The organism is Ramlibacter montanisoli (assembly GCF_013087525.1).
GTDB lineage: Bacteria > Pseudomonadota > Gammaproteobacteria > Burkholderiales > Burkholderiaceae_C > Ramlibacter > Ramlibacter montanisoli.
The window spans coordinates 793,418-812,679 of the sequence record NZ_JABFCS010000001.1; the positions used below are offsets into that span (position 1 = coordinate 793,418).

The window sequence follows — 19,262 nt, forward strand, 5'->3', positions numbered from 1 at the left end:
GCGCGGCGCCGCTACTTCATCAGCGAAGGCAGCCAGAGGCTCAGCTGCGGGAACGCGATCAGGATGCCGAGGACCAGCACCATCGTCAGCACCAGCGGCCAGCAGCCGCGGAAGATCTGGTTCAGCCCCACCTTGGGCAGCAGCGCATTCAGCACGAACAGGTTCATGCCGACCGGCGGCGAGATCAGGCCGATCTGCACCACCATCACGATCAGCACGCCGAACCAGATCGGGTCGAAGCCCAGCCCGGTGACGATGGGGAAGAACAGCGGGATGGTCAGCAGCACCATCGTCAGTTCCTCCATCACGGTCCCGAGGATCACGTAGACGGCCATCATGGCCACGATGATCATGGTGGGCGACAGGCCGGCCTGCGTGATCCAGTTCTTCAGGTCGCCGGGCAGGGTCGTGAAGTTCACGAAGTTGGCGAACAGCGTGGCGGCGATCAGCAGCGTGAACAGCATCGCGGTGGTGCGCGCGGACTCCACCAGCACTTCGAGCAGGCCGGCCCAGGTGAGCCGGCCGCGCAGCAGCGCGAACAGGAAGGCGCCCGCGGCGCCGAAGCCGCGCCTTCGGTGGCGGTGAAGAAGCCGCCGTAGATCCCGCCCAGCACCACCAGCACCAGCAGCACCACGCCCCAGATCCCGCGCAGGGCCGCCCAGCGCTCCGGCCAGGTCGCCCGCTCGCCGGGCGGCGCGTGTTCGGGATCGCGCGAGGTGATCACCACCACGGCCAGCATCAGCATGGCGGCGGTCAGCAGCCCCGGGATCACGCCCGCCGCGAACAGCTTGCCGATGTTGGTCTCGGTGACGATGCCGTAGATCACCATGATGGTGGACGGGGGATCATGATGCCCAGCGTGCCGCCGGCGGCCATCACGCCGGTCGACAGCGAGTCGCTGTAGCCCAGCTTGCGCATCGACGGGTAGGCCACCTTGCTCATGGTGGCCGCGGTGGCGATGGAAGATCCGCAGATCGCGCCGAAGCCGGCGCAGGCGGCGATGGTGGCGTGCGCGAGGCCGCCGCGCACGTGGCCGATGAAGGCATAGGCGGCCTGGAACAGCTCGTGGGCCAGGCCGGCGCGCGCCACGAAGTTGCCCATGAGGATGAAGAGAGGGATCACCGACAGCGTGTAGGCGAAACCGGTCTCGTACACGACCTGCGCCGTGCTTGCCGTGGCCGGCACCCAGCCGCGCGTCAGGCCGATGCCGGCGAAGCCGACCAGCCCCATCGCGAACGCCAGCGGAACGCGCAGCAACGCGAGCAGGAAGATGGCACCGAAGCCGAGCAGCGCTTCCGTCACAGCGCCGCCCCCTCGCCCTCGAAGCGGTCATGCGGTTTCGCGCCCACCAGGGCCAGGTGCACGAAGCCGGTCAGGGCGCACAGCACGCCCATGCCGTAGAGGAAGGGGTACTTGGGGATCTGCAGCTGCGCGGTCGTCTCGCCGGTCTGCCGGAACTCCCCGCCGGTGCGCCACATCAGCCAGGCCAGGCCGAGCAGGACCGCCGCGCACAGCAGGTGCACGATCACGCCCTGCAGCCGGCGCAGCCACATCGGCAGGTAGGGATCGAGCGAATCGAACTCCACGTGCTCGCCCCGGCGCGAGACCAGGGGCAGGGCGCCGAAGATCACCACCACCATCAGCAGCTCGGTGAGCTCCAGGGAGCCGGGAATGGAATGCGAAACGGCCTTGCGGCCGATCACGTCGAAGAAGGTGAGCGCCATGATCGCGAACAGCGCGATCGAGGACAGCAGCCCGCACAGCAGGTCCAGCAGCTTGGTCAAGTCTCTTGGTCCGTCTCGTTATGGGGGCGCAGCAAAAAGCGGCACCCGGGGACCTCCCCGGTTGCCGCCTTTGTACCAGAGCAGCGGGCTTACTTCGCCTGCTTCGCGATCTCGGAGCGGAACTCCGCCAGCACCTTGGCGGCGTCCTTCATGCCCTTGGCCTCGGCGTCCTTGGCCCACTTCTGCTCGAGGGTCGAGGTCTTGGCCTTGATGTCGGCCACCAGCTTGGCGTCGGCCTTCACGACCTGCACGTTGTTGGCCTGCATCAGCGCGTAGGCGCGGCGGTCGAACTTGTCCCAGCTGCGGCCGATGATGCGCGCGGCCACCTCGCCGGACGCCGCATCCACGGCCTTCTTCTCGTCGGGGCTCAGCTTGTCGTACTTGGCCTGGTTCATCATGAACACGAAGCTGGTGTTGTACAGGCCGCCGGGGAAGACGGTGGCGTGCTTGATCAGCTTGTCCAGCTTGAAGGCCTCGATCGATTCGGCGGGGAACAGGGTGCCGTCCATCACGCCGCCGGACAGCAGCTCGTAGGACTCCGGCGCCGGCTTCAGGGTCACGTTCATGGACAGGGCCTTGGAGATCTCGTTGACCATGCCGCCGCCCACGCGCCACTTCAGGCCCTGCAGGTCCTCCAGCTTGGTCACCGGCCGCTTGGTGTTGAACACGATGCCGGGGCCGTGGGTGAAGTAGGCCAGGACCTTGACGCCCTCGTGCTCCTTCAGGATCTCGGGGCGCTTCATCGCCACGCGGTTGAAAGCCACCGACATCGGCTCGGCGGCGTCGCCCAGGAAGGGGAACTCGGCCATCTGCGTCAGCACGAAGCGGCCCGGCGTGTAGCCGTGCACGGTGAAGGAGACGTCGGCCAGCCCGTTCTTCACGGCGTCGAAGGTGCCGGGGGCGCCGCCACCGCGCGCGGCAGGTGGTTGCAGCGGATCTTGCCGTTGGCGTTCTTCTCGACCAGGTCGCACCATTCCTTCTGGGCCAGCGTGAGCGCATGGGTCGGGGGACCCAGCTCGACGTGGTCAGCACGGTCTGGGCGCCGGCGGTGCCGGCGGCGCAAAGGGCGGCCGCGGCGAGGGGAAGCAGGCTTCGTTTCATCCAACGATCTCCGGTGTTCATGTGTGGAGGGACTGTAAGGCGGCCCCTTAAGGCGAACGGTCCTGACTTTCCCGCATCGCTGAATGTCGGCCCCGTGACAGTTGGATGCGGCGCTCTAGCGCTTTCGCGGCGGTGCCGGGCCTATAATCAAAAACGAACGGTCGTTCTTTTTGCTTCCCCTGGGCGAAGCGCGGGGGGCACCCGCCCCCGCATAGAATTTCCGGTTTACGTACACGTCAATTCAAACTCTAGGAGTGCCCAGCATGAAGGTCCTGGTCCCGGTCAAGCGGGTGGTGGACTACAACGTGAAGGTCCGGGTCAAGTCGGACAACACGGGTGTGGACATCGCGAACGTCAAGATGAGCATGAACCCCTTCGACGAGATCGCGGTGGAGGAAGCTGTGCGCCTGAAGGAAAAGGGCGTGGCCACCGAGGTGATCGCGGTGTCCTGCGGCGTGCAACAGTGCCAGGAGACGCTGCGCACGGCGATGGCGATCGGCGCCGACCGCGCGATCCTGGTGCAGACCGACGAGGAACTGCAGCCGCTGGCGGTGGCCAAGATCCTCAAGGCGCTGATGGACAAGGAGCAGCCGGGCCTGGTGATCCTGGGCAAGCAGGCGATCGACGACGACTGCAACCAGACCGGGCAGATGCTGGCGGCGCTGGCCGACCTGCCGCAGCCACCACCTTCGCCTCCAAGGTGGAAGTGGCCGACGGCCGTGCCAAGGTCACGCGCGAGGTGGACGGCGGCCTGGAGACCATTTCCGTGTCGCTGCCGGCCGTGATCACCACCGACTTGCGCCTGAACGAACCGCGTTACGTGACGCTGCCCAACATCATGAAGGCCAAGAAGAAGCAGCTGGACATCGTCAAGCCCGAGGACCTGGGCGTGGACGTCAAGCCGCGGCTGAAGACCCTGAAGGTGACCGAGCCCGCCAAGCGCGGCGCCGGCGTGAAGGTGCCCGACGTGGCCACCCTGGTTCAGAAGCTCAAGACCGAAGCGAAGGTGATCTAAGTGGCCTCTCTCGTCATCGCGGAACACGACAACCAGTCGATCAAGCCCTCCACCCTCAACACCGTGACGGCCGCGGCCGCCTGTGGCGGCGACGTGCACGTGCTGGTGGCCGGTGCCAACGCTGCGGAGGCCGCCAAGGCCGCTTCGCAGATCGCGGGCGTGGCCAAGGTGCTCCACGCCGAAGGCGCGCAGTTCGAACACGGCCTGGCCGAGAACATGGCCGCGCAGGTGCTGGCCATCGCCTCGAACTACTCGCACATCCTGTTCCCGGCCACGGCCAGCGGCAAGAACATCGCCCCGCGCGTGGCCGCCAAGCTGGACGTGGCGCAGATCTCCGACATCACCAAGGTCGATGCCGCCGACACCTTCGAGCGCCCGATCTACGCGGGCAACGCGATTGCCATCGTGCAGAGCGCCGACCAGATCAAGGTGATCACGGTGCGCACCACCGCCTTCGATCCGGCCGCGGCCACCGGCGGCAGCGCCGCGGTGGAGAGCGCAAGCCCCGTGGCCGACAGCGGCAAGAGCAGCTTCGTGGGCCAGGAGATCGCGCAGAACGACCGCCCGGAACTGACCGCCGCCAAGATCATCGTGTCGGGCGGCCGTGCCATGGGCTCCAGCGAGAAGTTCCACGAAGTGCTGGAGCCGCTGGCCGACAAGCTCGGTGCGGCGATCGGTGCGAGCCGTGCGGCGGTGGATGCGGGCTACGCACCCAACGACCTGCAGGTCGGCCAGACCGGCAAGATCGTGGCGCCGCAGCTGTACATCGCCTGCGGCATCAGCGGGGCCATCCAGCACCTGGCCGGCATGAAGGACTCCAAGGTGATCGTGGCGATCAACAAGGACCCGGAAGCGCCGATCTTCAGTGTGGCCGACTACGGGCTGGAAGCGGACCTGTTCACGGCGGTGCCGGAACTGATCAAGGCGCTGTAAGCGCTGTGTGTGAGTGAGAAAACTCCCTCCCCCGGGGGAGGGCTGGGGTGGGGGCAGCGCGCGCCCCGGTGCGCCCCCACCCCCACCCTCCCCCAGAGGGGGAGGGGGCAAGACAGGAGATCGCCATGAGCTACACCGCCCCCGTCAAGGACATGCTGTTCGACATCGAGCACCTCGCCGGCATCGAACAGATCGCGCAGCTGCCCGGCTTCGAGGAAGCCGGCCTGGAAACGGCGCAGGCCGTGCTGGAGGAGTGCGCCAAGTTCAACGAAGGCGTGGTCGCGCCGCTGAACGTCGAGGGCGACCGCAATCCTTCCAGCTGGAAGGACGGCCGGGTCACGACGACGCCGGGCTTCGCGGCCGCCTACAAGCAGTACGCCGAAGGCGGCTGGCAGGGCCTGCAGCACCCGGTGGACTTCGGCGGCCAGGGCCTGCCCAAGGCGATCGGCGCGGCCTGCGGCGAGATGCTCAACTCGGCGAACCTGAGTTTCGCGCTGTGCCCGCTGCTCACCGACGGCGCGATCGAGGCGCTGCTCACCGCCGGCTCCGACGACCTGAAGGCGGTGTACCTGGAAAAGCTGGTGACCGGCGAGTGGACCGGCACCATGAACCTCACCGAGCCGCAGGCCGGCAGCGACCTGGCGCTGGTGCGCAGCCGCGCCGAGCCGCAGCCTGACGGCAGCTACAAGGTCTTCGGCACCAAGATCTTCATCACCTACGGCGAGCACGACATGGCGGACAACATCGTCCACCTGGTGCTGGCCAAGATCCCCGGCTCGCCCGAGGGCGTGAAGGGCATCAGCCTGTTCGTGGTGCCCAAGTTCCTGGTCAACAAGGACGGGTCGCTGGGCGCGCGCAACGACGTGCACTGCGTCAGCATCGAGCACAAGCTCGGGATCAAGGCCTCGCCCACCGCGGTGCTGCAGTATGGCGACAACGGCGGCGCCGTGGGCTACATCGTCGGCGAGGAGAACCGCGGCCTCGAGTACATGTTCATCATGATGAACGCGGCCCGCTACGCCGTGGGCGTGCAGGGCATCGCGGTGGCGGAGCGGGCCTACCAGAAGGCCGTGGCCTATGCCCGCGACCGCGTGCAGTCGCGCCCGGTGGACGGTTCCGTCAGCGGCCCCGCGCCCATCATCCACCACCCCGACGTGCGCCGCATGCTGATGACGATGCGCGCGTACACCGAAGGCTGCCGCGCGATGGCCAGCGTGGCCGCCGCCGCCTACGACGCGGCGCACCACCACCCGGACGCCGCAGCGCGCAAGCAGAACCAGGCCTTCTACGAATTCCTGGTGCCGCTGGTCAAGGGCTACAGCACCGAGATGAGCCTGGAAGTCACCTCGCTGGGCGTGCAGGTGCACGGCGGCATGGGCTTCATCGAGGAGACCGGCGCCGCGCAGTACTACCGCGACGCCAAGATCCTGACCATCTACGAAGGCACGACCGCCATCCAGGCCAACGACCTGGTGGGCCGCAAGACGGCGCGCGACGGCGGCCAGACGGCACAGGCGATCGCCGCGCAGATCGAGAAGACCGAGGGCGAACTGGCAAAGCGTGACAGCGTGGCCGCGCGGGCCGTCGCGAAACGCCTGACCGCCGCCCGCAAGGCCTTCCTCGACGTCGTGGCCTACGTGGTGCAGCAGGGCAAGGCCTCGCCGAACGCCGTGTTCGCCGGCTCGGTTCCCTACCTGATGCTCGCCGGCAACCTGGTGGCGGGCTGGCAGATGGCGCGTGCGCTGCTGGTGGCGGAGGACCTGTTGCAAAAGGGACAGGACGCCGCCTTCATGCGCGCGAAGATCGCTACCGCGCGCTTCTACGCCGACCACATCCTGGCCAAGGCGCCGGGCATGCGCGACAGCATCGTCGAAGGCGCGGACAGCGTCACGGCGTTGCCGCTGGAAGCTTTTTGAAGACAGCGCGCGTCGCGCGCATCGCTGGGGTTCCTGCGTCACCCCAGCCTACCGCTTGTGAACTCGTAGGCTGGTGGTGAGGCAAAGCCGAACCCCAGCAACAGGAGCCCGAATGTCGAAACTGCCGCCCGTCCTGCAAAACCTCCCCTGCCGGTCATCGCCTCGCCGATGTTCATCGTCAGCACGCCAGCTGGTGATCGAGCAGTGCAAGGCGGGCATCGTCGGCTCCATGCCGGCGCTCAATGCCCGGCCCGCTTCCCAGCTGGACGAGTGGCTGCACGAGATCGAGGAGACGCTGGCGGCCTGGAACCGCGCGCATCCGGAACAACCGGCGGCGCCCTACGCCATCAACCAGATCGTGCACAAGAGCAACGACCGGCTCGAGCACGACATGGAGGTGGTGGTCAGGCGCAAGGTGCCCATCATCATCACCTCGCTGGGCGCGCGCACCGACGTGAACGATGCGATCCACAGCTACGGCGGCATCGTGCTGCACGACATCATCAACAACTTCTTCGCCCGCAAGGCGGTGGAGAAGGGCGCCGACGGCCTGATCGCCGTGGCGGCCGGCGCCGGCGGCCACGCGGGCGTGAAGAGCCCGTTCGCGCTGGTGCAGGAGATCCGCGAGTGGTTCGACGGACCGATCGCGCTGTCCGGCGCGATCGCCAACGGCGGCGCCGTGCTGGCGGCGCAGGCCATGGGCGCCGACTTCGGGTACATCGGCTCGGCCTTCATCGCCACGCACGAGGCGCGGGCCAGCGATGCCTACAAGCAGGCGATCGTCGAAGGCACCTCCGACGACATCGTCTACTCCAGCCTGTTCACCGGCGTGCACGGCAACTACCTGAAGGCGAGCATCCGCGCCTCCGGCCTCGATCCGGACAACCTGCCGGAAAGCGACCCCAGCAAGATGAGCTTCGGCGGCGGGGAAGGCAGCAAGAAGGCCTGGAAGGACATCTGGGGTTCGGGGCAGGGCATTTCCGCGGTGAAGGAAGTGATGCATGTGGCGGACTACGTCGCGCGGCTGAAGCGCGAGTACGCCGAGGCGCGGGCGCGGCTGTCGCTGCCTTCGCTCGCTGTCGCCTGAGCGCTGGGGTTCGGCTGCGCCTCACCGCCAGCCTACCGAATCACTTGCCCGGCCCGTAGCTCAGGGCCGAGGCCTTGCCCCAGAACACGCGGTACATGAACACCGTGTAGACGATGATCGCCGGCAGCGTGATCGCCACGCCGACGAAGATCACCACCAGCGACTCGTGCGCGCTCGCCGCCTGCCACACCGTCAGCTTGTCGATCACGATGTAGGGGTAGATGCTGTACGCCAGCCCGAGGAAGGACAGCACGAAGATCAGCACCGTGCTGGCGAACACGATCCAGCCGTAGCCCGCCTGCACGACGTTTTCGCGGCTGGTCACGTGCCACGCGGCGAAGAAGGCCGCCGCGCAGGCCACCGGGATCGGCAGCAGCCCCAGGAACTGCGGCATCGCGAACCACTTGTCGAACACGTTGGGGCTCACCAGCGGCGTCGCCACCGAGATGCCCACCAGCGCCGCGCCCATGGGCCACAGCACCAGGCGGGCCCAGCGCACCGCCTTCGCCTGCAGCGCGCCCTCGGTCTTCATGATCAGCCAGCCCGCTCCCAGCATCGCGTACGCGGTCGGCAGGGTGACCGCGATCAGCACGGTGAACAGCGTGGGCCACAGGCCGTGGTCGAAGGCCGTGAGATAGCGGCCCAGCATCCAGCCCTGCGAGGCCGCCGCCATCAGCGAGCCGAGTGAGAACAGGCGGTTCCACATCTCCTTGCGCGCCGCGCGCGCCTTCACCCGGAAGTCGAAAGACACGCCGCGCAGCACCAGGCCGATCAGCATCACCGCCACCGGCAGGTACAGCGCCGACAGCACCAGGCCGTGGGCCGAGGGGAAGGCGATCAGCAGAATGCCGACGCCCAGCACCAGCCAGGTCTCGTTGGCGTCCCAGAACGGACCGATGCTCGAGACCATCACGTCCTTCTGTTCGTCGGAGGCGAAGGGCAGCAGCAGCCCGACGCCGAGGTCGTAGCCATCGAGCACGACGTACGCGAGCAGCGCGAGCCCCATCACGGCCATGAAGACCAGGGGCAGCAGGGTGGGCCAGTCGAAAGTCATCTGCGTGCTCCTCAGGCGGGTCCGCCCACCGGCATGGCGGCCTTGGGACTCTGGGGGTGTCGGGGTCGGCATCGCGGGGTGCTCCGCCATGTACATCAGCACCCGCACGTAGGCGCCGAGCAGGAACACGTACACCACGAGGTAGGACACGAGCGTGGCCAGCACCGTGCCGGGCGGATGCTGCCCGACCAGGTCCGCCGTGCGCAGCTGTCCGTAGACCAGGAAGGGCTGGCGGCCGACCTCGGTCACCACCCAGCCGGCGAGCGTCGCCACCCAGCCGGAGAAGGTCATCGCCGTCAGCAGCCGCAGCTGCCAGCGGGAAAGCAGCGTGCCGTCGGCGCCCGCCGCGCGCCGCCGTCGCCAGAGCGTCCATGCGCCCCACCACGACACGGCGAGCATCAGCATGCCCACGCCGACCATGATGCGGAAGCCCCAGAACACCGGCGCCACCGGCGGGTGCGCGTCCGGGAACTCGTTGAGGCCCTTCAGCTCCGCGTCCAGGTCGTGCGCCAGGATCAGGCTGGCGAGCTTGGGCACCTGCAGCGCGTAGTCGGTGCGGCCTTCCTTCTCGTTGGGCCAGCCGAACAGCGTGAGCGGCGCGCTCTTTTCCGTGTGCCAGATGCCTTCGATGGCGGCGATCTTGGCCGGCTGGTGTTCCAGCGTGTTCAGGCCGTGCATGTCGCCGGCCAGGATCTGCAGCGGGATCGCGATCGCCGCAGCCATCACGCCCGATCGCAGCGCGCGGTGCGTGCCCCCGTTCGCGGTGCCGCGCAGCAGCTGCCAGGCCGACAGGCCGGCGATCAGGAAGGAGGCCGTCAGCGTCGAGGCGAGCAGCTTGTGCACGAGCCGGTAGGGGAAGGAGGGGTTGAAGACGATCTGCAGCCAGTCCTGCGCGTGGTACACGCCGTCGATCACCTTGAAGCCGACCGGCGTCTGCATCCACGAGTTGAGGCTCAGGATCCAGAACGCCGACAGCGTGGTGCCCGCCGCCACCATCAGCGTCGCCACCATGTGCACGCGGCCGGACACGCGGTTGCGGCCGAACAGCATGATCCCGAGGAAGGTCGCTTCCAGGAAGAACGCCGTCAGCACTTCGTACCCGAGCAGCGGGCCCGCGATGTTGCCCACGCGTTCCATGTAGCCGGGCCAGTTGGTGCCGAACTGGAAGGTCATGGTGATCCCGGTGACCACCCCCAGCGCGAAGCTCAGGGCGAACACCTTGGTCCACAGGTAATAGGCCTCCTCCCAGTGGCGCGCGTCCTCCACGTCCTTCGCCGCGCCGTGGCGCAGGCGGAAGTACACCAGGAACCAGCACAGCGCGATGTTGATGGTGGGAAAGAGGATGTGGAAGGAAATGTTGGCCGCGAACTGCAGCCGCGACAGCATCAGGGTGTCCATGCTCACGATTCCTTGTTGTTGCCGCCGCGGACGCCGCGGCCGGTGACGCGGTCCTTGAGTTCCAGCACGCGCGTCACCGCGCTGCCCATTCCCATCAGCTGCATGGCCGTCTCGGGGGCGAGCCTCTGCACGTCGTCGAACCAGGTCATGAGGCGGTCGATCAGCTCGTACATCTCGCGCATGCGCTGCTGCGCGTGACGCTCGGCGTCGGTGCCGGGCTGCTCCAGCAGCGCCATGCGCAGCATCGACAGGGTGGGCTCGACCTCGCGCCGGCGCCGCTCCTCGGCCAGCACGCGGAAGATCTCCCACACGTCCGCGGGCGCCTCGAAGTATTCGCGCCGGTCGCCCGGCAAATGCTTCATGCGCACCAGCCGCCAGGACTGCAGTTCCTTCAGGCCCATGCTCACGTTGGAGCGGGAGAACTCCAGCGTCTCGGCGATCTCGTCGGCGTTCAGGGCGCGCTGCGACACGAACAGCAGCGCGTACATCTGGCCGACCGTGCGATTGATCCCCCAGCGGCTGCCCATCTCGCCGAAGTGGGACACGAACTGCCGGCTCAGCGGCGGGAGGTGGTCCTGCAATGACATGGGTCAGATTTTGCGCAGATTGCTTTTGAATTTTCAGGAAGTTCTGAAATTTCAGGCATGCACGCAGGGCTTTCCCTTCACCCGACATCCGTCATACTGTATGCATGAACAGTATCGACCGTAGCAGCTCCAATGAAGTGGAGGAGGTGCGCGTGCCGCTCTCGGCGATCAAGGGCCGCGGCACCGCGACCCGGTTCGCGCACCGCTTCGAGCGCGACCTGCGCGAAGGCTTCGACGACGGCTGGGAGCGCAGCGAAGCCGAGGCCGCGGCGATCCCCCGCACCGAAGTCACCTGGGAGAACGCGCGCAGCATCATCGCCAGCAACGACTCGCCCGACATCCAATTCGGCAAGTCGATCAACCCCTACCGCGGCTGCGAGCACGGCTGCATCTACTGCTACGCGCGGCCGACGCACAGCTACCTGAACCTGTCGCCGGGCCTGGACTTCGAGACGAAGATCATCGCCAAGCGCAACGGCGTCGCGCTGCTGCGCGAGGAACTGGCGCGCCGCGCGTACCGGCCGGAGCTGATCGCGATCGGCACCGCCACCGACTGCTACCAGCCGGTGGAGCGCGAACTGCGGCTGACACGCGGCCTGATCGAGGTGCTGCACGAGACGAACCACCCGTTCGCGCTGGTGACGAAATCGAGCGGCGTCGAGCGCGACCTGGACCTGATCGCGCCGATGGCGCAGAAGGGCCTGGCCGCGGTGTACGTGACCATCACCACCTTGAACGCGGAACTGGCGCGCACGCTGGAGCCGCGCGCGGCGGCGCCGCACCGCCGCCTGCGCATGCTCAGGACGCTGGCCGAACACGGCGTGCCCTGCGGCGTGAGCCTGGCGCCGCAGATCCCCTTCCTCAACGACGACATGGAGCAGGTGCTGGAAGCGGCCTGGGAGGCCGGCGCGCGCGAGGCCTTCTATCACGTGATCCGGCTGCCCTGGGAGGTGGCGCCGCTGTTCCGCCAATGGCTGGAAACGCACTACCCGCAGCGGGCGCAGCGCGTGATGCACCGCATCCAGGAGATGCGCGGCGGCAAGGACTACGACAGCGACTTCGCCACGCGCATGAAGGGCTCGGGCACCTGGGCGGCCTTGCTCAAGCAGCGCTTCCAGAAGACCGCGAAGCGGCTCGGCTTCAACGCGAAGAAGGTGGATTTCCGCACCGACCTGTTCCGACCGCCTTCACCGCCGGGGCAGGGTGCGCTGTTCTGAACTGCGCGTTCAGCGCAGGAGGAAGATGCCGCAGCCCAGGACGATCGCGCCGAGCAGTGCGCCAGTGATGTTGGACTGCAGCTGCTTGGGGCCCGGCATGCGCCGTATGCCGTGGTTCCACAGCCAGACGATCGGGACCACGGCCAGCACCAGCACGATGCCCAGCACGTCCCAGCGCATGAAGCTCGTCCAGGCGGGCAGCAGCGTGCGCGGCGGGCCCTGCCACAGCGTGTCGATCGGCAGCTGCTGGCTCCAGAGGCCCGCGGCCACCAGGCTGGCGGCGATCAGCGAGAAGGTGATGGCCGGCTTGAGCGTGCGCCGCCAGCCCAGGAGGCTGAACAGGGCACCGGTCGCGCCGGCGATGACGAGGATGGACGCCAGGGCGTGTCGCCCGTCCAGGCTGCCGCCCAGCCAGCGCCACACGCCCACGTTCGCCACCACCCCCAGCCAGAGGCTGGCCCACAGCACCAGCATCGCGGGTGCGTGGCAAGGCGGGACTCCCCGGCATGAGCAGGGTGGAGTAGCCGGTGGTCCGAAAGAGCCGCAGCGCCATGCCGGCATTGTCGCCGGGGCGCTGGGCCTTGGCACCCGGCACGTGGGCAAGCTGCGCGCGGTTGTGCTATGGAAACGACAGCACTGCCTCGAACGCCTTGGGTCCCCGCCTCCGCGGGATGACGAAATCCTCAGGCGCTGAAGAAGCCCTTCAGCTTGTCGGCCCAGGATTCCTCGTTCGGCGAGTGCTTGGCGCCCCCTTTCTTCAGGGATTCGTCCAGCTCCTTGAGCAGCTTGCGCTGGTGCTCGGTCAGCTTGACCGGCGTTTCCACCGCGATGTGGCAGTACAGGTCGCCGGCCACGCTGGAGCGCACGCCCTTGATGCCCTTGCCGCGCAGGCGGAACTGCTTGCCCGCCTGGGTGCCTTCGGGGATGTCGATGGCCGCCTTGCCGTCCAGAGTGGGCACCTCGATCTCGCCTCCCAGGGCGGCGCGCGCGATGCTCACCGGCACCACCACGTGCAGGTCGTCGCCGTCGCGCTCGAAGATCGCGTGCTTCTTCAGCCGGATCTCGATGAACAGGTCGCCTGGCGGCCCGCCGTTGGTGCCCGGCTCGCCGTTGCCAGCGCTGCGGATGCGCATGCCGTCGTCGATGCCCGGGGGATGCGCACTTCCAGCGTCTTCTGGCGCTTGACCTTGCCCTGGCCGTGGCAGCTCTGGCAGGGCTCGGGAATGATCTTGCCGGTGCCGCGGCAATGCGGGCAGGTCTGCTGCACGCTGAAGAAGCCCTGGCGCATCTGCACCACGCCCGCGCCATGGCAGGTGGAGCAGGTCTTGGCCTGGGTGCCGGGCTTGGCGCCCGTGCCGTGGCAGTTCTCGCATTCGTCCCAGGACGGGATGCGGATCTGCGCGTCCTTGCCCTTGGCCGCTTCCTCCAGCGTGACTTCCATCGCGTACGACAGGTCGCTGCCGCGATAGACCTGGCGGCCGCCGCGGCCGCCTGCGCCGCGCTGCTGGCCGAAGATGTCGCCGAAGATGTCGCCGAAGGCCTCCGCGAAGCCGCCGAAGCCTTCCGCGCCCGGGCCGCCCGGACCGCGCATGTTGGGGTCGACCCCGGCATGGCCGAACTGGTCGTAGGCCGCGCGCTTCTCGGCGTCCGAGAGCATCTCGTAGGCTTCCTTGGCCTCCTTGAAGCGCGCTTCCGCCTCCTTGGCGCCCGCATCCGCACCCTGGTTGCGGTCAGGGTGGTGCTTCATCGCCAGCTTGCGATAAGCCTTCTTGATCTCGTCGTCCGAGGCGTTCTTGGGGACGCCCAGGATTTCGTAGTAGTCGCGTTTCGTGGCCATTGTTGGTGTGAGCTACAGCAAGAACGCCGCGTTGACCTGTGCCGAAGGCATCAGTGTCGAACGCGGCGAGTTGAACCGGCGCGCAGCGTCCGGTTCAACCTTTCTTCACTTCCTTGACTTCCGCGTCCACGACGTTGTCGTCGTTGGCCGGCTTGGAAGACGCACCGGCGGCAGCCGCTTCGGCATCCCCGCCCGGCGCGCCCGCGCCACCCGCGGCCTGCTGCGCCTCGTACATCTTCTCGCCCAGCTTCTGGCTGGCGGTCATCAGCGCGTTGGTCTTGGCCTCGATCTGCTCCTTGTCCTCGGACTTGAGCGTCTCTTCCAGTTCCTTGGCGGCGGCCTCGATCTTGGACTTCTCGCCCGCATCGAGCTTGTCGCCGTACTCGGTGAGGCTCTTGCGCACCGAGTGCACCATGGCCTCGCCCTGGTTGCGCGCCTGCACGAGTTCCAGCTTCTTCTTGTCCTCGGCGGCGTTGACCTCGGCGTCCTTCACCATCTTCTCGATCTCGGCTTCCGACAGGCCCGAGTTCGCCTTGATGGTGATCTTGTTCTCCTTGCCGGTGCCCTTGTCCTTGGCGCCCACGTGCAGGATGCCGTTGGCGTCGATGTCGAAGCTCACCTCGATCTGGGGCAGGCCGCGCGGCGCCGGCGGGATGCCTTCCAGGTTGAACTCGCCCAGCAGCTTGTTGCCGGTGGCGATGTCCCGCTCTCCCTGGTAGACCTTGATGGTCACGGCCGGCTGGTTGTCGTCGGCGGTGGAGAAGGTCTGCGCGAACTTGGTCGGGATGGTCGTGTTCTTCTTGATCATCTTCGTCATCACGCCGCCCAGGGTCTCGATGCCCAGCGACAGCGGGGTGACGTCCAGCAGCAGCACGTCCTTGCGCTCGCCCGAGAGCACCTGGCCCTGGATGGCGGCGCCGACGGCCACGGCCTCGTCGGGGTTCACGTCCTTGCGCGGCTCCTTGCCGAAGAACTCCTTGACCTTGTCCTGCACCTTGGGCATGCGCGTCATGCCGCCCACCAGGATCACGTCCTGGATGTCGCTGGCGGACACGCCGGCATCCTTCATGGCGATCTTGCAGGGCTCGATGGTGCGCTGGATCAGTTCATCGACCAGCGCTTCGAGCTTGGCGCGCGTCAGCTTGATGTTCAGGTGCTTCGGGCCCGAGGCATCGGCCGTCACGTAGGGCAGGTTGATGTCGGTCTGCGTGCTGTTGGACAGCTCGATCTTGGCCTTCTCCGCCGCTTCCTTCAGGCGCTGCAGGGCGAGCACGTCCTTGGTCAGGTCGACGCCCTGTTCCTTCTTGAACTCGGTGACGATGTAATCGATGATGCGCTGGTCGAAGTCCTCGCCGCCCAGGAAGGTGTCGCCGTTGGTGGACAGCACCTCGAACTGCTTTTCGCCTTCCACATCGGCGATCTCGATGATCGAAATGTCGAAGGTGCCGCCGCCCAGGTCGTACACGGCGATCTTGCGGTCGCCCTTGCCGTGCTTGTCCAGTCCGAAGGCCAGGGCCGCGGCGGTGGGCTCGTTGATGATGCGCTTGACTTCCAGGCCGGCGATGCGGCCGGCGTCCTTGGTGGCCTGGCGCTGCGAGTCGTTGAAGTACGCGGGCACCGTGATCACGGCTTCCGTGACCTCTTCGCCGAGGTAGTCCTCGGCGGTCTTCTTCATCTTGCGCAGCACTTCGGCGCTGACCTGCGGGGGCGCCAGCTTCTTGCCGCGCTCTTCCACCCAGGCGTCGCCGTTGTCGGCGGCCAGGATCTTGTAGGGCATCAGGTCGATGTCCTTCTGCACTTCCTTCTCGGTGAACTTGCGGCCGATCAGGCGCTTGATCGCGTAGAAGGTGTGGCGCGGGTTGGTCACCGCCTGGCGCTTGGCCGAGGCGCCGACCAGGATCTCGCCGTCCTCCTGGTACGCGACGATCGAAGGCGTGGTGCGCGCGCCTTCCGAGTTCTCGATGACCTTGACGTTGTTGCCTTCCATGATGGCAACGCACGAGTTGGTCGTGCCCAGGTCGATGCCGATGATCTTTGCCATTTTCTTCTCTCCTAGATCTCTCTAAATCTGTAGCCCACGGGGGCTGTGAACCAGTCTGTGCGGTAGTTGTGGATAACTGCTATGGATTCAAGGCCGGGCTTGGGTTCACTTCGGCGCGGTCACCGTGACGAGGGCGGGCCGCAGCACGCGCTCGGCGATCGAATAGCCCTTCTGCAGAACCGTCACCACCGTGTTGGGCTCCTGGTCGGCAGGGACCACGGAGATCGCCTGGTGCTGGTGCGGATCGAACTTGGTGCCGGCCGTGGGATTGATCTCGAGGATGCGGTTGCGCTCGAGCGCGGCCTTCAACTGGCGCAGCGTCGCCTCGGCGCCGGCGCGGATCTGCTCCACCGTCTGGTCCTGGTGGTGCAGGCCGGCTTCCAGGCTGTCGCACACGGGCAGCAGGTTCTCGGCGAAGCTTTCCAGGGCGAACTTGCGGGCCTTGGAGACTTCTTCCTCGGAGCGGCGGCGGATGTTCTGCATCTCGGCCTGGGCGCGCATGAACTGGTCCATCAGTTCCGCGTTCTTCGCGCTGAGGGCGGCCACCTGGGCCTGCCAGTCCTGCGGGGAGGGCTGCCCGTCGTTGGCGGCTGGATCCTGGGCCCGGACCCGCGTCCTGCGGCAGTTCGCTTTCGGTTTGGACGTCGTTGGACATGGGAAGGGATTCGGGTTGAAACGTCGGTCGCGGAGGAGCTTGGGGCGGGGAGGCCCTTTTCAAGGCGGGGGCTTGGGATTTCCTGCTGGGCCGGTGGGCCGTAGGCTGGTGGTGAGCCGCAAGGCGAACCCCAGCGTTTCGCGGGATCGCTGGGGTTCGCCTTGCGGCTCACCACCAGCCTACGGGTTGCGGATCAACGGGTTTCGAGCAGCTCGACGTCGAACTTCAAGGTCGCGTTCGGCGGGATCACGCCGCCGGCGCCGCGTGCGCCGTAGCCCAGTTGCGGCGGGATCAGCAGGGTGCGCTTGCCGCCCACCTTCATGCCGGCCACGCCTTCGTCCCAGCCGCGGATCACCATGCCGGCGCCCAGCGAGAACTCGAAGGGGTCGTTGCGGTCGCGGCTCGAATCGAACTTCGCGCCCTGCACGCCGTTGTTGTACAGCCAGCCGGTGTAGTGCACGCGCACGTCCTGGCCGGACTTGGCCTCGGGGCCCTGGCCGATGAGTTCGTCTTCGTACTGCAGGCCGCTGGGGGTGGTGATCATGTTGTTCTTTCGGTGGTGGAGCCTGGGCTCCCTAGAGCAGCCGCCGGCGGGCGAGGTCGCGCATCAGCGCGCCCAGGCCGTAGCGCCAGGGTTCGATCCGGTCGCTGGTGTTGACGCGGTTCACCAGTGTACCGAGGCGCTGCGTCGAGATGGCGACGACATCGCCCACGGCATGGGTGAAGCCCTGGCCCGGCCCGAAGCGGTCTTGCGTTGGCGCAAACATCGTGCCGAGGAAGAGCACCAGCCCGTCCGGATACTGGTGGTTCGGGCCGATCGCATGGCCGACCAAGTCAAGCGGGTCGCGGCTGATCAGCTTCAGGCTGCTGGCGCCGTCCATCTGGAAGCCTTCGGGGCCGACCACCTTCATGGCCAGGTCGGCCTGGCGCACGTCGGCGATGCCGAACTGCGCGTCGAACAGGCGGATGAAGGGGCCGATGGCGCAGCTGGCGTTGTTGTCCTTGGCCTTGCCCAGGAGCAGGGCGCTGCGGCCCTCGAAGTCGCGCAGGTTGACGTCGTTGCCCAGCGTGGCGCCCACCGTCTCGCCGCGGCTGTTGACCACCAGCACGATCTCGGGCTCGGGGTTGTTCCACTCGCTCTTGGGGTGGATGCCGATCTCGGCGCCCGTGCCCACCGCGCTCAGGGGCTGCGACTTGGTGAAGATCTCGGCGTCCGGGCCGATGCCGACTTCGAGGTATTGCGACCACAGGTTCTTGGCCAGCAGCACCTTCTTCAACTGCGCGGCCTCGGGCGAGCCGGGACGCACGCGCGAGAGGTCGTCGCCGATCACGGCCACCACTTCCTTGCGCACGGCCTCCGCCAGCGCCGGGTTGCCGCGTGCCTGCTCCTCGATCACGCGTTCCAGCATGGAGGCCACGAAGGTCACGCCCGAGGCCTTGACCGCCTGCAGGTCGCAGGGCGCGAGCAGCCAGGGCGTCTCGTCCACGCGGGCATCGGCGCCGCTGTTGGCGATGACGTCCGCGACCGCCGCGATGCGCGGCGCCTTGAAGTCGCGCACCGCCGCCGCCGGGTCGGGGAACTCCATCAGCGCGCTGCAGGTCGGCGCGAGCAGCGACAGGTCGTAGAGCGATTCATGGTCCGCGCGCACCAGCACGGGCCCCTGGCCCTCGATCCAGACACGGCCCACGAGCGTCGCCTGCTGCGCATCGGCGGGCAGCGTCGCCTTCAGGAAGGATTGCATCAGCTGGCCTGTTGTTTCTTCTTGGCCTGGGCGGCCACCCACTTGGCGGCAAAGGGCTGCAGGTCAGCCAGGCGCTTCAGGAGGTCGGTGCCGCTCGCGGTGACACTGTAGCCGTCCCCGTTGTGCTGCATCAGCCCGGCCTCGCGCAATTCCTTGATGCGCGTGTTCAGCGTGTTGGGCGTGATGCCGCCCACGCTGTCCTGCAGCAGCCGGAAGGTCTGCGGATGGCCGTCGCGCAGCGCCCAGAGCACCCGGATCGCGTAGCGCGCCTCCAGCAGCGCCAGCAGCTGGTTGGTGGCGGCATTCTCCTTCGCACTCATTCGCGGGGCTCTCCAGTCGTCCCGCGAAAGCGAGGCGGGGGAACGGAGTGTACGCAGCTTGCGCTATGCAAACAATAGCAGCGTGACGGAGGCGCAACGCGGCCTGGGCGACCGGCGCGGCCGTTCATCCGGTCTTGTAGACCTTTTTCAGCAGCGTGATCAGCGTGCGCTGCTCGGCCGGCGTGAGGCGTGCGGCCACATCGGCTTCCAGGGCCGCGGCGGTCCGCTCCGCATCGCGCATCAGCTTCTGTCCCGAAGGCGTCAGCTGCAGGCCCATGGCACGGCCGTCGCGCGGATGGGGTTTGCGCACGATCAAGGCGCGCTTCTCCAGCGCGTTCACCATGCCGACCAGGTTCGGCGGCAGGATGCCCAGCGTGGTGCACAGCTGGCGCGAGGTGATGCCCGGGTTGTGCGCCACCAGCGACAGCACCGAGAAGTCCACCGGCTTGAGTTCGAAGGGTGCCATGCGCTCCAGGAACACGTCGATCACGGCGAGCGCGGCGCGCCGAGCGTTGTAGCCCAGGAGCGTTTCGAGGAAGCGCGTGTCGACTTCCTCGACGGCGGGGGCGGCGTGG

13 protein-coding genes and 7 pseudogenes are annotated in these 19,262 nt (G+C 67.5%); 5 read left to right on the top strand and 15 right to left on the bottom strand.

Annotation, left to right across the window (positions count from 1 at the left end):
* Positions 1–11: 11 nt before the first annotated feature.
* The 4 genes and pseudogenes from HK415_RS04135 to HK415_RS24510 all read right to left on the bottom strand — a co-directional run bounded on the left by HK415_RS04135 (position 12) and on the right by HK415_RS24510 (position 2,847).
* Positions 12–1,302, bottom strand: a pseudogene (locus tag HK415_RS04135) (TRAP transporter large permease).
* Positions 1,299–1,784 (bottom strand): TRAP transporter small permease, encoded by a 486-nt coding sequence (locus HK415_RS04140; RefSeq protein WP_253261759.1) that lies wholly within the window; start codon positions 1,782–1,784, stop codon positions 1,299–1,301. Before HK415_RS04140 ends, HK415_RS04135 begins: the two are co-directional and overlap by 4 nt.
* An 89-nt stretch (positions 1,785–1,873) precedes the next feature.
* Positions 1,874–2,665, bottom strand: a complete 792-nt coding sequence (locus tag HK415_RS04145) for a TRAP transporter substrate-binding protein (RefSeq protein ID WP_309246572.1) — start codon at positions 2,663–2,665, stop codon at positions 1,874–1,876.
* Entirely contained in the window at positions 2,662–2,847 is a 186-nt protein-coding gene (locus HK415_RS24510; RefSeq protein ID WP_253262374.1) for a hypothetical protein, read from the bottom strand. Before HK415_RS24510 ends, HK415_RS04145 begins: the two co-directional genes overlap by 4 nt.
* A gap of 301 nt (positions 2,848–3,148) precedes the next feature.
* Here HK415_RS24510 and HK415_RS04150 point away from each other — a divergent pair.
* The 4 genes and pseudogenes from HK415_RS04150 to HK415_RS04165 all read left to right on the top strand — a co-directional run bounded on the left by HK415_RS04150 (position 3,149) and on the right by HK415_RS04165 (position 7,836).
* Positions 3,149–3,900 (top strand): annotated as a pseudogene (locus tag HK415_RS04150) (electron transfer flavoprotein subunit beta/FixA family protein).
* Positions 3,901–4,833: an electron transfer flavoprotein subunit alpha/FixB family protein gene (locus HK415_RS04155; protein ID WP_171556880.1), complete on the top strand. Its 933-nt coding sequence runs from the start codon at positions 3,901–3,903 to the stop codon at positions 4,831–4,833.
* A gap of 125 nt (positions 4,834–4,958) precedes the next feature.
* A complete protein-coding gene (locus HK415_RS04160; RefSeq protein ID WP_171556881.1) occupies positions 4,959–6,749 on the top strand; it encodes an acyl-CoA dehydrogenase in 1,791 nt (596 codons plus the stop codon).
* 112 nt (positions 6,750–6,861) lie between these two features.
* A pseudogene (locus HK415_RS04165) lies at positions 6,862–7,836 on the top strand (NAD(P)H-dependent flavin oxidoreductase).
* Positions 7,837–7,876: 40 nt separating this feature from the next.
* Here HK415_RS04165 and HK415_RS04170 read toward each other — a convergent pair.
* The 3 genes and pseudogenes from HK415_RS04170 to HK415_RS04180 form a co-directional block, all read right to left on the bottom strand.
* Complete coding sequence (locus HK415_RS04170; protein WP_171563152.1) at positions 7,877–8,890, bottom strand: cytochrome d ubiquinol oxidase subunit II; 1,014 nt, start codon at positions 8,888–8,890, stop codon at positions 7,877–7,879.
* A 45-nt stretch (positions 8,891–8,935) separates the two neighbouring features.
* Positions 8,936–10,288 (bottom strand): annotated as a pseudogene (locus HK415_RS04175) (cytochrome ubiquinol oxidase subunit I); the annotation flags it as partial.
* A 2-nt stretch (positions 10,289–10,290) separates the two neighbouring features.
* Positions 10,291–10,875 carry a GbsR/MarR family transcriptional regulator gene (locus tag HK415_RS04180; protein ID WP_171556882.1) on the bottom strand — a complete coding sequence of 195 codons (585 nt, stop codon included), beginning with the start codon at positions 10,873–10,875 and terminating at the stop codon, positions 10,291–10,293.
* 104 nt (positions 10,876–10,979) lie between these two features.
* Between HK415_RS04180 and HK415_RS04185 the strand changes: the two genes are divergently transcribed.
* Complete coding sequence (locus HK415_RS04185; protein WP_216369729.1) at positions 10,980–12,092, top strand: PA0069 family radical SAM protein; 1,113 nt, start codon at positions 10,980–10,982, stop codon at positions 12,090–12,092.
* A 9-nt stretch (positions 12,093–12,101) separates the two neighbouring features.
* On the opposite strand, the gene HK415_RS04190 is transcribed toward HK415_RS04185, so the two are convergent.
* The 8 genes and pseudogenes from HK415_RS04190 to HK415_RS04225 form a co-directional block, all read right to left on the bottom strand.
* Positions 12,102–12,566: a phosphoethanolamine transferase domain-containing protein gene (locus HK415_RS04190; RefSeq protein ID WP_171556883.1), complete on the bottom strand. Its 465-nt coding sequence runs from the start codon at positions 12,564–12,566 to the stop codon at positions 12,102–12,104.
* A gap of 209 nt (positions 12,567–12,775) precedes the next feature.
* Positions 12,776–13,929: pseudogene (gene dnaJ, locus HK415_RS04195) on the bottom strand (molecular chaperone DnaJ).
* 94 nt (positions 13,930–14,023) lie between these two features.
* On the bottom strand, positions 14,024–15,970 hold the full coding sequence (dnaK, locus tag HK415_RS04200) for a molecular chaperone DnaK (protein ID WP_171556884.1): 1,947 nt from the start codon (positions 15,968–15,970) through the stop codon (positions 14,024–14,026).
* 105 nt (positions 15,971–16,075) lie between these two features.
* Positions 16,076–16,561: pseudogene (grpE, locus tag HK415_RS04205) on the bottom strand (nucleotide exchange factor GrpE); the annotation flags it as partial.
* A gap of 257 nt (positions 16,562–16,818) precedes the next feature.
* Positions 16,819–17,169: an FKBP-type peptidyl-prolyl cis-trans isomerase gene (locus HK415_RS04210; protein ID WP_171556885.1), complete on the bottom strand. Its 351-nt coding sequence runs from the start codon at positions 17,167–17,169 to the stop codon at positions 16,819–16,821.
* A gap of 31 nt (positions 17,170–17,200) precedes the next feature.
* Positions 17,201–18,367 (bottom strand): fumarylacetoacetate hydrolase family protein, encoded by a 1,167-nt coding sequence (locus HK415_RS04215; RefSeq protein ID WP_171556886.1) that lies wholly within the window; start codon positions 18,365–18,367, stop codon positions 17,201–17,203.
* The gene (locus HK415_RS04220) at positions 18,367–18,687 is read right to left on the bottom strand and encodes a winged helix-turn-helix transcriptional regulator (protein ID WP_171556887.1); all 321 of its coding nucleotides are present in this window, start codon (positions 18,685–18,687) and stop codon (positions 18,367–18,369) included. The genes HK415_RS04215 and HK415_RS04220 overlap by 1 nt, the downstream gene beginning before the upstream one ends.
* A 124-nt stretch (positions 18,688–18,811) precedes the next feature.
* Positions 18,812–19,252: pseudogene (locus HK415_RS04225) on the bottom strand (MarR family winged helix-turn-helix transcriptional regulator); the annotation flags it as partial.
* Positions 19,253–19,262 lie beyond the last annotated feature (10 nt).

Bases quoted from the DNA above. Each gene is read 5' to 3' on its own strand.
- HK415_RS04180 (WP_171556882.1), bottom strand. From the start codon at position 10,875: ATGTCATTGCAGGACCACCTCCCGCCGCTGAGCCGGCAGTTCGTGTCC.
- HK415_RS04215 (WP_171556886.1), bottom strand. From the start codon at position 18,367: ATGCAATCCTTCCTGAAGGCGACGCTGCCCGCCGATGCGCAGCAGGCG.
- HK415_RS04210 (WP_171556885.1), bottom strand. From the start codon at position 17,169: ATGATCACCACCCCCAGCGGCCTGCAGTACGAAGACGAACTCATCGGC.
- HK415_RS04160 (WP_171556881.1), top strand. From the start codon at position 4,959: ATGAGCTACACCGCCCCCGTCAAGGACATGCTGTTCGACATCGAGCAC.
- HK415_RS04220 (WP_171556887.1), bottom strand. From the start codon at position 18,687: ATGAGTGCGAAGGAGAATGCCGCCACCAACCAGCTGCTGGCGCTGCTG.
- HK415_RS04190 (WP_171556883.1), bottom strand. From the start codon at position 12,566: ATGCTGGTGCTGTGGGCCAGCCTCTGGCTGGGGGTGGTGGCGAACGTG.
- HK415_RS04185 (WP_216369729.1), top strand. From the start codon at position 10,980: ATGAACAGTATCGACCGTAGCAGCTCCAATGAAGTGGAGGAGGTGCGC.
- dnaK (WP_171556884.1), bottom strand. From the start codon at position 15,970: ATGGCAAAGATCATCGGCATCGACCTGGGCACGACCAACTCGTGCGTT.
- HK415_RS04170 (WP_171563152.1), bottom strand. From the start codon at position 8,890: ATGACTTTCGACTGGCCCACCCTGCTGCCCCTGGTCTTCATGGCCGTG.